Here is a 14,429-nt window from a genome sequence, read left to right as displayed (position 1 = left end):
GCCCAAGCATGGTGAAGTTCCTGCCGCTGAAGGAGGCTGTCGCAGAGAACCTGCACGACGGCGATACGGCCGCATTCGAGGGTTTCACCCATCTGATCCCGACCGCAGCCGCGCACGAAGCCATCCGCCAGGGCTTCCGTGATCTCACTTTGATCCGCATGACGCCTGACCTGATCTACGACCAGATGATCGGCATGGGCATGGCGAGAAAGATCATCTTCTCCTATGTCGGCAATCCCGGCGTCGGCCTGTTGCGGCGCGCCCGCGACGCCATCGAGAATGGCTTTCCGCGCGCGATCGAGATCGAAGAGCACAGCCACGCCGGCATGGCCAACGCCTATGAGGCGGGTGCTGCCGGCCTGCCTTGCGCTATCTTCCGCGGCTATCGCGGCGCCGGCCTCGCTTCGGTCAACCCTAACATAAGGTCGCTCACCTGCCCCTTCAGTGGCGAAGTGCTCGCCGCCGTTCCATCGATCCGGCCCGACGTCAGCTTCATCCATGCGCAGAAGGCCGACCGCAAAGGCAATGTGCTGGTCGAAGGCATCATCGGCATCCAGAAGGAAGCCGTGCTCGCAGCCAGGCGCGCCGTGGTGACGGTCGAGGAAGTGGTCGACAATTTCGACGATCTCCACCCCAACCTCACCGTTCTGCCGAGCTGGACGATATCGGCCATCTCGGTCGTGCCGGGCGGCTCGCATCCGTCCTACGCACACGGCTACTATGCGCGCGACAACGCCGCCTATCTCGAATGGGACGAGGTCGCCGCCGACCGCGACCGCTTCCAGGCATGGATGCAGAAGAACGTCATCGAGGGCAGCGCCGACGACTTCGCCGCCCGCGTCGAACATCTGAGGAAAGCCGCATGAGCGACGCCGGAAATTTGGGCTTCACGCCCAACGAAATGATGACGATCGCCGCCAGCCGCGCGCTGAAGAATGACGACGTCTGCTTCGTCGGCATCGGCGCGCCATCGGCCGCCTGCAACGTCGCGCGGCTCACCCATGCGCCGGACATCACGCTGATCTATGAGAGCGGCACCATCGGCACCGCGCCCGACGTGCTGCCGCTGTCAATCGGTGACGGCGAACTGTGCGAGACAGCAGTCACCACCGTCGCGGTGCCGGAGATGTTCCGCTACTGGCTGCAGGGCGGCCGCATCTCCATCGGCTTCCTCGGCGCGGCCCAGCTCGACAGGTTCGGCAACATCAACACCACCGTCATCGGCGACTACGCGCACCCGAAAACGCGCCTTCCCGGTGGCGGCGGCGCGCCGGAGATCGCCACCTCTTCAAAAGAGGTTTACATCACCATGGCGCAATCGAAACGCGGCATGGTCGAAAAGATCGACTTCTTCACCTCCTTCGGCCATGGCGAGGGCGGCGATCACCGCAAGCGGCTCGGCATCGATACGGCCGGCCCGACGCTTTTGATCACCGACCTTGCGATTTGGAAGCCGGATCCGGTCACCAAGGAATTCACCGTCGTGTCGTTGCATCCAGGCGTGACCCGCGAACAGGTGCAGGCGACCTGTGGCTGGGTGGTAAGATTTGCCGAGGCTCTTGACGAGACGCCGGCGCCGACGGAACTCGAGCTGACGACATTGCGCGATCTTCAGGCCCGCACCAAGGCGGCGCATGAGGGGACCGCCAAGGGGAAAGCTGCATAGATGACCGACGCCTTCATCTGCGACTACATCCGCACGCCGATCGGCCGCTTTGGCGGCGCGCTCTCCTCGGTGCGCGCCGATGATCTCGGCGCCATACCCTTGAAGGCTTTGGTCGAGCGCAACACGGGTGTCGATTGGGCTGCCGTCGACGACATCGTCTATGGCTGCGCCAACCAGGCAGGCGAGGACAACCGCAACGTCGCCCGTATGGCGCTGCTGCTCGCAGGCCTGCCCCAGGACATTCCGGGCTCCACCGTCAACCGCCTCTGCGGCTCGGGCATGGATGCCGTCACCATCGCGGCGCGCGCCATCAAGGCCGGCGAGGCCGAGCTGATGATCGCCGGTGGTGTCGAGTCGATGAGCCGCGCGCCCTTCGTCATGCCCAAGGCTGACACCGCCTTCTCGCGCAACGCCGAGATCCACGACACCACCATCGGCTGGCGCTTCGTCAACCCGCTGATGAAGAAACAGTATGGCGTCGATTCCATGCCGGAAACGGGCGAAAACGTTGCCGAGGACTTTGCCGTTTCGCGCGCCGACCAGGATGCCTTTGCCGTGCGCAGCCAGGACAAGGCTGTGGCGGCGCAAGCCAATGGCCGGCTGGCGAAGGAGATCACGCCGGTGACGATCCCGCAAAGGAAGGGCGACGCGATCGTGGTCGGCAAGGACGAGCATCCACGCGCCGGCACCACCATCGAGGCGCTGGCCAAACTGCCGACGCCGTTCCGCCAGGGCGGCACGGTGACCGCCGGCAATGCTTCCGGCGTCAATGACGGCGCGGCCGCCCTCGTCATCGCTTCGGAAGCAGCCGCGAAGAAACACGGCCTGACGCCGGTCGCCCGCATCCTTGGCGGTGCTGCCGCCGGCGTTGCGCCGCGCATCATGGGCATCGGCCCGGCGCCGGCAACGAAGAAACTCTGCGCCCGCCTCGGCCTGACGCCCGAGCGGTTCGACGTCGTCGAGCTCAACGAGGCCTTCGCCTCGCAGGGCATCGCGGTGCTGCGCCAGCTCGGCATCGCCGAGGACGCCGCGCACGTCAACCCGAATGGCGGTGCGATCGCGCTCGGCCACCCGCTCGGCATGTCGGGCGCCCGCATTACCGGCACGGCGGCGCTGGAGCTTCGCGAGCGCGGCGGCCGCTATGCGCTCGCAACCATGTGCATCGGCGTCGGCCAGGGTATTGCGATCGCGCTGGAGCGGGTTTGACGGGCCTTGCCGATCAATACGGCAGGCCGACGTAATTCTCCGCCAGAGCGGTAGACGCCGCTTTGGAATGCACGAGATAGTCGAGCTCGGCTTCCTGGATGCGCTGGCCGAATTCGCCCGTCTCGGGAAAACGGTGCAGGATCGTCGTCATCCACCACGAGAAACGTACCGCTTTCCAAACCCGCGCCAGCGCTTTGGCTGAATAGGCATCGAGCCCCGCCTGCGACCTCTCGCGATAGAATTCGCGAAGCCCGGCAAAGAGATAGCGCACGTCGCTGGCGGCAAGGTTGAGGCCCTTGGCGCCGGTCGGCGGCACGATATGGGCCGCGTCGCCGACCAGGAACAGCTTTCCGAAGCGCATCGGCTCGGCGACGAAGGAGCGCAGCGGCGCGATCGACTTTTCGAAAGACGGCCCGGTGGTGACGGCGGCGGCCGTCTGCGGCGGCAAGCGCCGGCGCAACTCGTCCCAGAAACGGTCGTCGGACCAGGCCTCGACGCGCTCGTCCGCCGGGCACTGCACATAGTAGCGGCTGCGGTGCGGCGAGCGCATCGAGCACAGCGCAAAGCCGCGCTCGTGATTGGCGTAGACCAGCTCGTGGTCGGCCGGCGGCACCTCCGCCAGCACGCCCAGCCAGCCGAACGGATAGGTCCGCTCGAAGGTCTTCAGCGCGCCCTCCGAGCGGCGGCTGACGCCGTGATAGCCGTCGCAGCCGGCGATGAAGTCGCAGTCGATGCGGTGGCCGACACCGTCCTTGTCATAGGTGACGAAAGGCGCCGTGCCATCGAAATCGTGAAGCGCGACATTGGCGGCTTCGTAGACGGTGACCAGCCCCGCCGCCTCGCGCTTGTCCATCAGATCATGCGTCACCTCGGTCTGGCCGTAGACGGTGACATGCTTGCCGCCGGTGAGCGCCGTGAGGTCGATGCGGTGCAGGCGACCGTCGAAGGCGAGCGAGATGCCGGCATGCGGCAGGCCTTCGGCGTGCAGCCTGTCCGCGGCGCCGGCCTCGCCGAGCAGGTCGACCGTGCCTTGCTCCAGCACGCCGGCGCGCACGCGGCCGAGCACATGCTCCCGGCTCGACCGTTCGAGAATGACCGTCTCGACACCGATGGTGGCGAGCAACTGGCCGAGCAGCAGGCCGGATGGGCCCGAGCCGATGATAGCAACCTGTGTACGCATCAGTGTCCGAGGCTTTCGATCTGTCCGGCAAGCTCCGCGGCGAGCCGGAGTGCTCCCGCTGTCGCCACCACCATCTGCGGCAGGATCAGCCATTCCAGTGTCCAGGCGGCGCCAGAGCGCTCCTGTTCGTGCACCAGCGCCTGGTGCATGCCGGCAAGCTGGGTGGCGTTGAAGCGGCCAAGGGCCACCAGCGCCTCCGCCTTCACCGGGTTCTGCTTGTGCGGCATCGCCGACGAGCCGCCGCCCGCGGACAGCTTGATGTCCATGCCACCTTGCGCCATCAGCGCGATGTCCTGGCCGAACTTGCCGAGACTGCCGGTCACCAGCGACAGCCAGCCGGCGAAATCGGCCAGCGCGTCGCGCTGGCTATGCCATTGCGCCGCATCGCCAAGGCCGAGTTTTGCGGCAAGGGCCGCCCGCACGGGCGCAGCCTTGTCGCCGAGTCTATCGAGCGTGCCAGCCGCGCCGCCGAACTGGACGACGAGCAGACGCGCGGACTGTTCCTTCAACCTGAGTTGGTGGCGCTCGAGCGGCGCCCGCCATGAGGCGATCCGATCTCCAACCGTGATCGGGATTGCCGGCTGCATGCGCGTCATCGCCATCAGCGCCCTGCCCCCGAAATCCTGTTCGAGGCCCGCAAGCCGCACGATGTTTTCGCTGAGCAGCAGGCCGATATGGTCGACCGCCCCGCTCAGCCGCAGCACCAGCGAGCTATCGATGACGTCCTGGCTGGTCGCGCCGAAATGAACGAACGCATTGTGCGGTTCGCCGACGGCGGCCTTGATCTGGCGTACCAGCTCCGGCACCACGACCCCGTCCCTGGCGACGCCGGCCCTGAGCCTGGCCGTGTCGGGCCGGAACGAGGTCAGAGCCGAGCCGATTGCCGTTGCGGCGTCGTTGGAAATCACGCCGCACTCGGCCTCGGCCTCGGCCAGGGCGCGCTCGAAAGCCAGCATCGCGTCGATGTCGGTTTCCACGGAAAAATGCCTTGCCGCTTCCTCGTCGCCAAGGAGAGCCGAAAGCAGCGGATGATCGAAGGGCGATACGGTCATGTTCAGGCCGGTCAGCTGTCGAAGAAGACCGTCTCCTTGTCGCCCTGCAGGTGGACATCGAAGACGTAGGTGTCGCCCTGGCGCTCGGCGATCAGCGTCGGGACGCGCAAGCGATGCTCGATGCGGGCAAGGATCGGATCCTCGCCATTGGCCTTTTCCTCGTCCGAGAAATAGAGCCGGGTATGGAGGCCGATATTGATGCCGCGCGCCACGATCCACAGCGTGATGTGCGGCGCCATCAGCCGCCCGTCGCGGAACGGCACGCGGCCTGGCTTGATCGTCTGGAACAGGCAGGCGCCCGTTTCCATGTCGGTCGGCTGCCGGCCCCAGCCCAAAAAGTTCGGATCGGCCGCGCCGCGCAATTCGGCCGGCGAATTGTAGAACCCGCTGGCATCGGCCTGCCAGATCTCGATCAGCGCGTCCTTGAGCGGCGCGCCGGCGCCGTCGAAAACGCGGATACGCAGCTCGATGCGCTCGCCCCTGGTCTCACCGTTGACCATGCACGAGCCAAGATCGCTCTCATAGACGCCGCCGATGCCGCAGAAATTCGGCGTCAGCCCGATATGAACGTAGGGTCCCGCGGTCTGCGAAGGGCTTTCCTTCAGCCGGTCGAGCGATTGCGCCATCAATTGCCCTCCGGCCTGTTCTCGAACAGCGTCGAGCGACGTCCGCGCAGCACGATATCGAACTTGTAGGCGAGCGCGTCCATCGGGATCGTCGACTGCATGTCGAGGGTTGCAATCAGCGCTTCGATGGCTGCCTTGTCGGAAATGCCGCCGACGATCGGGCAGCGCCAGATCAGCGGATCGCCTTCGAAATACATCTGCGTGATCAGCCGCTGCGCGAAACCCTTGCCGAACACCGAAAAATGGATATGGGCAGGGCGCCAGTCGTTCGGACCGTTCGGCCACGGATAGGGTCCCGGCCTGACGGTGCGAAAGGCGTAGCCGCCGTCATCGCCGGTGATGGTGCGGCCGCAGCCGCCAAAATTCGGATCGAGCGGCGCCAGATAGCCGTCCTTCTTGTGGCGGTAGCGGCCGCCGGCATTCGCTTGCCAGAATTCAAGCAGCACGCCCGGCACGCCCTTGCCCCGTTCGTCGAGCACCCGTCCATGCACGATGATGCGCTCGCCGATGGCGCTCTCGCCAGGCGTGGCGAAATTATGGATCAGGTCGTTGTCCAATTCGCCGAGCATGGCGTGCCCGAACACCGGGCCGGTGAGTTCCGACAGCGTATTGTCGAAGGAAAGCAGTGCCTTTTGCGGCGAGCGCAGCACCGAGCTCTTATAGGCGGGCGTCAGCGCCGTCGGATGCCAAAGGCGATCGCGCTGGAAGAAGGCGCCGGTCTCCGGCGCCCGGTTGGAGCCCGGCTCAGGCATGGGCATTCTCGTCCATCTGCGCGAACACCTCCTTGGCGATCCTGAAGGCGCGGTTTGCGGCCGGCACGCCGGCATAGATCGCGACATGCAGAAAGGCTTCGCAGATATCGTCGCGCGATGCGCCGGTGTTGGCGGTGGCGCGCACATGCATGGCCACCTCCTCGTCATGGCCGAGTGCCGCAAGCAGCGCCAGCGTCACGATCGAGCGCTCGCGCTTCGACCAGCCCGGCCGCGCCCACACCGTTCCCCACGCGGCCTCGGTGATCAGGTGCTGAAACGGCCGGTCGAAATCGGTGGCCGCATCCTCGGCCCGGTCGACATGGGGATCGCCGAGTACGGATCGCCGGACCTCAAGTCCGGTCCGGTATCGGGTTGTGTTCTTGGAAATGTCATCCATGGATTTGTTTTCCGCTGGGAAGCGATGCGACGAAATCGCGGATCAGCCTGGTAAACGGCCCGGGCTGCTCGACGCAGGGAATGTGGCCGGCATTGCGGATCATCTCGAAGCGCGCGCCAGGGATGAGATCGGCAAGCGAGCGCACGAGGTCGGGCGGCGTCGAGCCGTCCTGGTCGCCGACGACGCAAAGCGTCGGCACCGCGATGCGGCGCGCGGCCTCGGTGAAGTCAGCATCGCGAACGGCAGCGCAGGTGCCGATATAGCCGGCGAGCGGCTGCCTGGTCAGCATGTTCCAGCAGCCGTCGAGATCGGCCGAACGCTCCGCGTGGAAGGCAGGGGTGAACCACAGCTTGAGCACGGCGTCGGCGATCTCCTGGATGCCTTTGCTTTCGACCGTCGCGATGCGTGTGTTCCAGCTGTCGGCCGTGCCGATCTTGTGCGCCGTATCGCTCAGGATGAGGGCCTCGACGCTTTCGGGGCGCCGCGCATGGAAGCCCTGCGCGATCAGGCCGCCGACCGACAGGCCGCACAGCACGACCTTGGCAAGGCCGAAGTGATCGACGAGGCCGCAGAGGTCATCGACATGATCGTCGATCGAGCTGACGCCGCCGATGTCGGACAGCCCGTGCCCGCGCTTGTCATAGACGAGCGTCGGCATTTCATCGCCGAGCAGCGAGACAATTTCGTCCCAGATCCGGAAGTCGGTCCCCAGCGAATTCATGAATATGATCGGGCACGCATTGCCAGTCCCCGGCCTGTAGCGGTGGTGCAGCGTAACGCCGCCAATGCTGACGAATGGCACGATTTCGATCCTCCGATGTTAGCTTGCACTAGGTATTTGGTTCGGTAAAATGATATTTTGCGGCGTTTCATTAACTCCGAGGTTATCGAACCATGGCCGAAAGCCGCATCCGCTTCCGACACCTGCAAGCGTTTCTCGAAGTGGCGCGACAAGGCAGCGTGGCAAGGGCGGCCGAGTTCCTGCATGTCAGCGCCCCGGCCGTGACCAAGACCTTGCGCGAGCTGGAAGAGGCGCTCGGCATCGCCGTCGTCGAGCGCGACGGCCGCGGCATCCGCGTCACGCGGCTCGGCGAGATCTTCCTCGGCCATGCCGGCACGGCGATCACGGCACTGAAGCGCGGCGTCGATTCCGTCCGCCAGGACGGCGCCATCAACCGCCATCCGATCCGCATCGGTGCCTTGCCGACGGTGTCGGCGCGGGTGATGCCGCTCGCCATGAGCCTGTTCCTCGGGGAGAACACGGGCGCCGCCCTCAAGATCGTCACCGGCGAGAACGCGGTGCTGCTGGAACAGCTGCGCGTCGGCGCGCTCGATCTCGTCGTCGGCCGGCTGGCGGCGCCGGAGCACATGACCGGCTTCTTCTTCGAGCATCTCTATTCCGAACAGGTGTTGTTCGTGGTGCGGGCCGGACACCCGCTGTCGGAACCGGGGGCGGACATCTTCGCCCGCCTCGACGAATTCCCTGTGCTGATGCCGACGCGGGAGTCCGTCATCCGCCCCTTCGTCGACCGCCTGTTCATCACCAATGGCATGACCGCGCCGGCCACCGAAATCGAGACCGTTTCGGATTCCTTCGGCCGTTCCTTCATGCGCCAGAGCAACGCGGTGTGGATCATCTCGGCCGGCGTCGTCGCCAACGAGATCGCCAGCGGCGCCTTCGTCGCCTTGCCGGTCGACACCGAGGAGACCAAGGGACCGGTCGGCCTGACCATGCGCACCGACACTGCCCCCTCGCCGGCCTTTTCCATCCTGCTGCAGACGATCCGCGAGGCGGCGCGGCATAACGCCTGACAACGGACTCCGTTCGGCGTGGCCTTTCGTAACCTATGGGTTAATGAAACACCGCAAAATATCATTTTACCGAACCAAACCGCTAGTGCAATGTGACCGTGGAGGATCAAGGCCGAGCCCTGTCTGGCGGCACCGGAAAACCGGTACCGGCCCATACGGGGACGGCCACGGAGGGAGGAGCAGATGACCAGGACTATCGGCAGCAAACCCGTTGTCGCCGGCATGTCGCGACGCCAGTTCATTGCCACTTCGGTGGCCGGCGGCGCGGCTCTTGCGCTCGGCCGCGGCAAGGCCTTCGCGCAGGCCGCGGACACCCTGAAGGTCGGCTTCGTCAGCCCGCGCACCGGGCCTCTCGGCGGTTTCGGCGAGACCGACGGCTACGTGCTCGACCTCGCCCGCAAGGCGCTCGCCAATGGCATCGAGCTCGGCGGCAAGAAATACAGTGTCGAGATCCTCGATCAGGATACGCAATCCGATCCCTCCCGCGCCGGCCAACTCGCCAAGGACCTGATCAACAACCAGGCCATCGACCTGATGCTCGCCGTCTCGACGCCTGAGGTGATCAACCCCGTAGCCGATGCTTGCGAAGCGGCCGGCGTACCTTGCCTGTCCACCGTCATGCCGTGGGAAGCCTGGTATTTCGGCCGCGGCGCCAAGCCGGGCCAGCCTTCGCCGTTCAAATGGACCTATCATTTCGGCTTCGGCGTCGACGAATTCTTCAAGGCCTATGTCTCGCAGTGGAATCTGATCGAGACCAACAAGAAGGTCGGCGTCATGTATCCGAACGACGCCGACGGCAATGCCATCCGTGCCCATCTTGCGCCGCTGCTCGCCAAGCAGGGCTTCACCATCGTCGACCCCGGCGCCTACGAGACCGGCACCACCGACTATTCCTCGCAGATCGCGCTGTTCAAGCAGGAAGGCGTCGAGATCTTCAATTCCTTCCCGATCCCGCCGGATTTCGCCGCCTTCTGGCGCCAGGCGGCGCAGCAGGGCCTGACCCGGCAGATCAAGATCGCCCAGGTCGCCAAGACCGGCCTGTTCCCGTCCGACATCGAGGCGCTCGGCGACCTCGGCATGAAGATTGCGAGCGCCGCTTACTGGCACAAGGCCTTCCCCTACAAGTCGCCGCTCACTGGTGTTTCCGGGACCGAGCTGGCCGACGGCTACGAAGCGGCGAGCGGCAAGCAGTGGACGCAGCAGCTCGGCGCCACGATGTCGCTGCTCGACGCCGGCTTCGAAGCGCTGAAGTCCAGCACCGACGCCAAGGACAAGGCGGCGGTCGCCAAGGCGCTGAGCGCGCTCAACACCGAGACGATGATCGGCAAGGTCGATTTCACCAGCGGCCCCGTCGCCAACGTCTCGCCCGGCCCGATCATCGGCACGCAGTGGGTGGCGGCGAAGGAAGGCAGCAAGTTCCCGCTCGATTATGTCGTGACCGAAAACGCCACCGACCCGAAGGTGCCGGTCGAAGCCAAGCTGCAGCCGTACAACGGCTGATTGGACTGCTGACGGGGTTCGCATCGTGACCATTTTGCCCAACGCTGCGATCCTCGATGCCGCCGGCATCCACAAGCGCTTCGGCGCGCTGGTGGTGCTCGACGACATCGACTTCGCCATGGGAGCCGACGAGGCGGTCGGCATTGTCGGCCCGAACGGCGCCGGCAAGACGACATTGCTCAGCGTGCTGTCCGGCGCCTATCCGCCCAGTGCCGGCACCGTCGCCTTCAAAGGCGGCGACGTCACCGCGCTGCCGGCCACAGCGCGCTGCCGCCTCGGCCTCGTGCGCACGCATCAGGTGCCGAAGCCTTTCGGCGGCATGACCACCTTTGAGAACGTCTTCGTTGCCGCCTCGCATGGCGCCGGCCTCAAGCGCGACGAAGCCTATGAGGAAGCGCTTGGCTCGCTGAAACTCTGCGGCATGCTGGGCGTTGCCAACCGGCGCGCCGAGACGCTCGGCCTGCTCGACCGCAAGCGGCTGGAACTCGCCCGGGCGCTCGCTGCCAGGCCGACGCTGCTTCTGCTGGACGAAATCGGCGGCGGCCTGACCGACGGCGAGGCCGGCGAGTTGGTCGAGACCATCAGGGAATTGCGGCGCCGCAAGATCGGCATCGTCTGGATCGAGCACATCGTCCACATCCTGCTGCAGGTGGCCGAGCGACTGATCTGCATGGATGCCGGAAAGATCATCGCCGACGGCGATCCGCAAGCGGTAATGGCCAACCCGCAGGTGATCAGCGCCTATCTCGGCGGAGGCCCGAAATGAGCCTGCTTTCGGTCGAGGATCTCGTTGTCCGCCACGGCCTGTTGCAGGCGGTACGCGGCGTCAGCTTCACCGTCGAGCGCGGCGAGACGCTGGCGCTGGTCGGCGCCAACGGCGCCGGCAAGACGACGCTGCTGCGCGCCATTGCCGGAGCGCATCCGCAGGCATCGGGTCGCGTGCGGTTCGACGGCGCCGACCTCTCCGGGGTGCCCTCGCACAGCAGAGTCGGCATGGGCATCGCGCTGGTGCCCGAAGGCAGGAAACTGTTCGTCGAGATGACGGTCGAGGAAAACCTACTGCTCGGCAAGACGGCCGGCCGCCCCGGCGACTGGAGCGTCGACAAGGTGCTCGACACGTTTCCCAACCTCAAGCCGCGCCGCCATTCAAGGACCGGCCATCTGTCCGGCGGCGAGCAGCAGGCGACCGCTATCGGCCGCGCGCTGATGAGCAATCCGGAATTGCTGCTGCTCGACGAGGTCTCGCTCGGCCTGTCGCCGCTGGTCGTCGACCGCGTATACGCCTCGCTGCACGGCCTGATCAGTTCCGGCACGACGATCATCCTGGTCGAGCAGGATCTCAACCGTGCCCTCTCCGTCTCCGACAAGGTCATCTGCATGCTGGAGGGAAGGATCGCGCTTGCGGGAGACAGCAAGAGCGTGTCGCGCGACGAAGTGACGAAGGCCTATTTCGGCCTGCACCGGCAAGCCGCCGGAGGCGTGCCGGCATGACCAACCAGATCGTCCAGGGCATCCTGCTCGGCGGCTACTACGCGCTGATCGCCTGCGGCCTCTCCTTCATGTTTTCGGTGATGCGCATCATCAACCTCGCCCATGGCAGCCTCGCCGTGCTGTCTGCCTTCGCGCTGTGGCTGCTCGCCTCGCGCTTCCACATTTCACCCTTCCTTGGACTGCTGATCGTCCTGCCGCTGATGGCCGCGATCGGCTGGGCCTTGCAGCGCTTCCTGCTCGAACGCAGCGCGCGTGGCGGTGCGCTGTTGCCGATCCTGACGACCTTCGGCCTCGCAATCGTCATCGACAATCTCTTGTTCGAGCAGTTCGGCGCCGACACGCGCTCGCTGGCGCCCTTTATCGGCAGCCTCTCCTACGATTCCTGGGAATGGCCAGGCAGCATCTATGTCGGCAAGCTCGCGGTCATCATTTTCGTCACCGCCGTGGGGCTGCTTGGCGGGCTGCAGCTCTTCCTCACCCGCACCGGCCTTGGCCGCGCGATCCGCGCCACCTCGGCGGACCCTGATACGGCCGGCCTGGTCGGCATCGATGCGCGCCGCGCCAATGCGGTCGCCGCATCCATCGCCATGGTGACGGTCGGCCTCGCCGGCGCCTTCCTCGGTATGCGCGCCACCTTCGATCCCTATGCCGGCGCGCCGCAGTTGCTGTTCGCCTTCGAGGCGGCGGTCATCGGCGGCGCCGGCTCACTGTGGGGCACGCTGATCGGCGGCATCGTGCTGGCGCTCGCCCAGACGCTCGGCGCCCAGGTGCATCCGCAGGGCTTCCTGATCGGCGGCCATGTCGCGTTCCTGATCGCGCTGTTCATACGCCTGTCCACCTCCGGCCTCGGCCTGCGCGGCCTGCTGCGCCTGCCCGCGGGGAAGGCATCATGAGCGCCGCCTCCCCTGTCATCGAGCGCGGCACCGCCGCCTCGCGCATTGCCGCGATCGCGGTGGCCCTGATCATCGCGCTGCTGGCGATCGCGCCGCAATTCCTGTCGGCAGGCGCCGTCGACCGCATGACCGCGCTGTTCATCTATGTGATCCTCGCGGCGATGTGGAACGCGCTCGCCGGTTTCGGCGGACTGGTCTCGGTCGGCCAGCAAGTGTTCTTCGGCCTCGGCGCCTATTTCAGCATCCGGCTGGCGGATGCCGGCCTCAATCCCTTCGTCGCGCTCTTCGTTTCGGCGATCGTCGTCGGCGCTGTCTCCTGGCCGATCTCGCTGTTCATGCTGCGGCTCAGGAACGGCGAGTTCGCTATCGGCATGTGGGTGATCGCGGCGCTGACCCATCTCCTCGTCAACCTCGACCGGCTGGTGCAGGGCGAGACCGGCACGTCGCTGATCTCGCTCAACGTCTATGACGCTTCGACCAGACGCGTGGCGATCTACTGGCTGGCGCTGGCGTCGATGACCGCCCTGCTTGCCGTCCTGTTCGGCCTGCTGCGCGGCAGCACGGGTGCCGCCATCCGCGCCATCCGCGACAACGAGGATGCGGCAGCCTCGGTCGGGGTGCGCGTTACCGGCACCAAGCGGCTGCTTTTCGTTCTCGCCGCCTTTGGCATCGGCATTGCCGGCGCGCTGTGGCTGGCGACCTCGATCACCTTCCAGCCGAAGACCTACTTCAGCGTCCAGTGGACGGCCTACATGATCTTCATGGTGCTGGTCGGCGGCATCGGCACCTTTGAGGGCGCAATCCTTGGCGCCTTGCTCTTCTTCCTCATCGAGACCTGGTTCGGCGGCGCCGGCGTCTGGTACCTGATCGGCCTCGGCGCCACAGCGCTCGCCTTCTCGCTGCTGTTGCCGCGCGGCCTGTGGGGAACCCTGGAGGAGCGATTTGGGCTTCGGCTGCTGCCCGTCGGCTATAGCGTCAGGATTCCCGTCAACGCGACCCTAACGACGGGCGAGACGGCCTCGCCGGCACAGACAACGACATCTCGGGAGAAGGCCTGACCATGCTTTTCGGCAAGACCATCCTCATCACCGGCGTCGCCTCCGGCATCGGCGCCCGCACGGCGGAACTCGCCGGTCAACTTGGCGCCGACGTGATCGGCGTCGACGTGCGTGAGCCAGCAGCAAGTGCTGGCAGCTTCGTCAAGGCCGACATCTCGTCGAAGGCCGGCGTCGACGAACTGGTGGCACGGCTGCCGCAGCGCCTCGATGCGCTCTGCAACGTCGCCGGCCTTTCCGGCAACACCGGCGCCGTGTCGACGCTCGCCGTCAATTTCTACGGACTGCGTGCGCTTTCCGAGGCTCTGGCGCCGAAGCTTCGCGAAGGCGGCGCCATCGTCAACGTCGCCTCGATCGCCGGCTTCGGCTGGCGCGCCAATCTCAACCGCGCCGCTTCGATGATCGGCACCGAGGGCTTTCCCGATGTCGCCAGGGTGGTCGCCGACCATGCGGTCAAGAACGAGGAAGGCTATCCGGTCTCGAAGGAGCTTCTGCTGCTGTGGACCTTCCGCGCCGCGCATCAGGAGCGTTTCAAGAGCCGCGGCATCCGCGTTAATGCGGTCAGCCCAGGCCCGGTCGAGACGCCGATCCTGAAGCAGTTCCGCGCCGTGCTCGGCGACGACCGCGTCGACAGCGATATTTCGCGAGTGGGTCGTGCCGGCACGTCGGGCGATATCGCGCCGGTCGTGCTGTTCCTGTGCTCGGATGGCGCGCGCTGGATCAACGGCGCCAACGTGCCGGTCGACGGCGGCCTCGAGGCCTCGATCAACGCCGAGGTGCTCGGCTTCTAATTTCCAAC

General features: G+C 66.1%; 16 protein-coding genes. 10 read left to right on the top strand and 6 right to left on the bottom strand.

Annotated features, from left to right (window positions below; all coding sequences use genetic code 11):
* Positions 1 to 8: 8 nt before the first annotated feature.
* The 3 genes from EN857_RS11895 to pcaF are packed head-to-tail and all read left to right on the top strand — an operon-like array spanning position 9 to position 2,872.
* On the top strand, positions 9 to 866 hold the full coding sequence (locus EN857_RS11895) for a CoA transferase subunit A (protein WP_127390965.1): 858 nt from the start codon (positions 9 to 11) through the stop codon (positions 864 to 866).
* Complete coding sequence (locus EN857_RS11890) at positions 863 to 1,666, top strand: CoA-transferase subunit beta (RefSeq protein WP_127390964.1); 804 nt, start codon at positions 863 to 865, stop codon at positions 1,664 to 1,666. The genes EN857_RS11895 and EN857_RS11890 overlap by 4 nt, the downstream gene beginning before the upstream one ends.
* A complete protein-coding gene (pcaF, locus tag EN857_RS11885; RefSeq protein ID WP_127390963.1) occupies positions 1,667 to 2,872 on the top strand; it encodes a 3-oxoadipyl-CoA thiolase in 1,206 nt (401 codons plus the stop codon).
* A gap of 13 nt (positions 2,873 to 2,885) precedes the next feature.
* On the opposite strand, the gene pobA is transcribed toward pcaF, so the two are convergent.
* The 6 genes from pobA to pcaD are packed head-to-tail and all read right to left on the bottom strand — an operon-like array spanning position 2,886 to position 7,681.
* Positions 2,886 to 4,052 (bottom strand): 4-hydroxybenzoate 3-monooxygenase, encoded by a 1,167-nt coding sequence (pobA, locus tag EN857_RS11880; protein WP_127390962.1) that lies wholly within the window; start codon positions 4,050 to 4,052, stop codon positions 2,886 to 2,888.
* Entirely contained in the window at positions 4,052 to 5,104 is a 1,053-nt protein-coding gene (locus EN857_RS11875) for a 3-carboxy-cis,cis-muconate cycloisomerase (protein ID WP_127390961.1), read from the bottom strand. Before EN857_RS11875 ends, pobA begins: the two co-directional genes overlap by 1 nt.
* A gap of 11 nt (positions 5,105 to 5,115) precedes the next feature.
* Positions 5,116 to 5,730, bottom strand: a complete 615-nt coding sequence (gene pcaG / locus EN857_RS11870; protein WP_127390960.1) for a protocatechuate 3,4-dioxygenase subunit alpha — start codon at positions 5,728 to 5,730, stop codon at positions 5,116 to 5,118.
* Entirely contained in the window at positions 5,730 to 6,482 is a 753-nt protein-coding gene (pcaH, locus tag EN857_RS11865; protein ID WP_127390959.1) for a protocatechuate 3,4-dioxygenase subunit beta, read from the bottom strand. Before pcaH ends, pcaG begins: the two co-directional genes overlap by 1 nt.
* Positions 6,475 to 6,879: a 4-carboxymuconolactone decarboxylase gene (gene pcaC, locus EN857_RS11860; RefSeq protein ID WP_127390958.1), complete on the bottom strand. Its 405-nt coding sequence runs from the start codon at positions 6,877 to 6,879 to the stop codon at positions 6,475 to 6,477. The genes pcaH and pcaC overlap by 8 nt, the downstream gene beginning before the upstream one ends.
* Positions 6,872 to 7,681: a 3-oxoadipate enol-lactonase gene (gene pcaD, locus EN857_RS11855; RefSeq protein ID WP_127390957.1), complete on the bottom strand. Its 810-nt coding sequence runs from the start codon at positions 7,679 to 7,681 to the stop codon at positions 6,872 to 6,874. Before pcaD ends, pcaC begins: the two co-directional genes overlap by 8 nt.
* 92 nt (positions 7,682 to 7,773) lie before the next feature.
* Between pcaD and pcaQ the strand changes: the two genes are divergently transcribed.
* The 7 genes from pcaQ (at position 7,774) to EN857_RS11820 (ending at position 14,421) form a co-directional block, all read left to right on the top strand.
* The gene (gene pcaQ / locus EN857_RS11850; RefSeq protein WP_127390956.1) at positions 7,774 to 8,691 is read left to right on the top strand and encodes a pca operon transcription factor PcaQ; all 918 of its coding nucleotides are present in this window, start codon (positions 7,774 to 7,776) and stop codon (positions 8,689 to 8,691) included.
* A gap of 183 nt (positions 8,692 to 8,874) precedes the next feature.
* Positions 8,875 to 10,191 (top strand): ABC transporter substrate-binding protein, encoded by a 1,317-nt coding sequence (locus tag EN857_RS11845; RefSeq protein WP_127390955.1) that lies wholly within the window; start codon positions 8,875 to 8,877, stop codon positions 10,189 to 10,191.
* Between the two features lie 31 nt (positions 10,192 to 10,222).
* Positions 10,223 to 10,957: an ABC transporter ATP-binding protein gene (locus tag EN857_RS11840; RefSeq protein ID WP_281015716.1), complete on the top strand. Its 735-nt coding sequence runs from the start codon at positions 10,223 to 10,225 to the stop codon at positions 10,955 to 10,957.
* Positions 10,954 to 11,682, top strand: a complete 729-nt coding sequence (locus EN857_RS11835) for an ABC transporter ATP-binding protein (RefSeq protein WP_127390953.1) — start codon at positions 10,954 to 10,956, stop codon at positions 11,680 to 11,682. Before EN857_RS11840 ends, EN857_RS11835 begins: the two co-directional genes overlap by 4 nt.
* Positions 11,679 to 12,575, top strand: coding sequence for a branched-chain amino acid ABC transporter permease (locus EN857_RS11830; RefSeq protein WP_127390952.1), 897 nt, complete (start codon positions 11,679 to 11,681; stop codon positions 12,573 to 12,575). The genes EN857_RS11835 and EN857_RS11830 overlap by 4 nt, the downstream gene beginning before the upstream one ends.
* The gene (locus EN857_RS11825) at positions 12,572 to 13,633 is read left to right on the top strand and encodes a branched-chain amino acid ABC transporter permease (RefSeq protein ID WP_127390951.1); all 1,062 of its coding nucleotides are present in this window, start codon (positions 12,572 to 12,574) and stop codon (positions 13,631 to 13,633) included. Before EN857_RS11830 ends, EN857_RS11825 begins: the two co-directional genes overlap by 4 nt.
* 2 nt (positions 13,634 to 13,635) lie before the next feature.
* Complete coding sequence (locus tag EN857_RS11820) at positions 13,636 to 14,421, top strand: coniferyl-alcohol dehydrogenase (RefSeq protein WP_127390950.1); 786 nt, start codon at positions 13,636 to 13,638, stop codon at positions 14,419 to 14,421.
* Positions 14,422 to 14,429 lie beyond the last annotated feature (8 nt).

Source organism: Mesorhizobium sp. M4B.F.Ca.ET.214.01.1.1, from assembly GCF_004791545.1.
GTDB classification, from domain to species: Bacteria; Pseudomonadota; Alphaproteobacteria; order Rhizobiales; family Rhizobiaceae; genus Mesorhizobium; species Mesorhizobium abyssinicae.
This window is presented reverse-complemented; position numbering and strand designations above follow the sequence as displayed.

Coding starts and splice junctions, on each gene's coding strand:
- pobA (WP_127390962.1), bottom strand. CDS start 4,052: ATGCGTACACAGGTTGCTATCATCGGCTCGGGCCCATCCGGCCTGCTG.
- EN857_RS11830 (WP_127390952.1), top strand. CDS start 11,679: ATGACCAACCAGATCGTCCAGGGCATCCTGCTCGGCGGCTACTACGCG.
- EN857_RS11835 (WP_127390953.1), top strand. CDS start 10,954: ATGAGCCTGCTTTCGGTCGAGGATCTCGTTGTCCGCCACGGCCTGTTG.
- pcaF (WP_127390963.1), top strand. CDS start 1,667: ATGACCGACGCCTTCATCTGCGACTACATCCGCACGCCGATCGGCCGC.
- pcaG (WP_127390960.1), bottom strand. CDS start 5,730: ATGGCGCAATCGCTCGACCGGCTGAAGGAAAGCCCTTCGCAGACCGCG.
- EN857_RS11875 (WP_127390961.1), bottom strand. CDS start 5,104: ATGACCGTATCGCCCTTCGATCATCCGCTGCTTTCGGCTCTCCTTGGC.
- EN857_RS11895 (WP_127390965.1), top strand. CDS start 9: ATGGTGAAGTTCCTGCCGCTGAAGGAGGCTGTCGCAGAGAACCTGCAC.
- EN857_RS11825 (WP_127390951.1), top strand. CDS start 12,572: ATGAGCGCCGCCTCCCCTGTCATCGAGCGCGGCACCGCCGCCTCGCGC.
- EN857_RS11820 (WP_127390950.1), top strand. CDS start 13,636: ATGCTTTTCGGCAAGACCATCCTCATCACCGGCGTCGCCTCCGGCATC.
- pcaC (WP_127390958.1), bottom strand. CDS start 6,879: ATGGATGACATTTCCAAGAACACAACCCGATACCGGACCGGACTTGAG.
- EN857_RS11845 (WP_127390955.1), top strand. CDS start 8,875: ATGACCAGGACTATCGGCAGCAAACCCGTTGTCGCCGGCATGTCGCGA.
- pcaQ (WP_127390956.1), top strand. CDS start 7,774: ATGGCCGAAAGCCGCATCCGCTTCCGACACCTGCAAGCGTTTCTCGAA.
- EN857_RS11890 (WP_127390964.1), top strand. CDS start 863: ATGAGCGACGCCGGAAATTTGGGCTTCACGCCCAACGAAATGATGACG.
- pcaH (WP_127390959.1), bottom strand. CDS start 6,482: ATGCCTGAGCCGGGCTCCAACCGGGCGCCGGAGACCGGCGCCTTCTTC.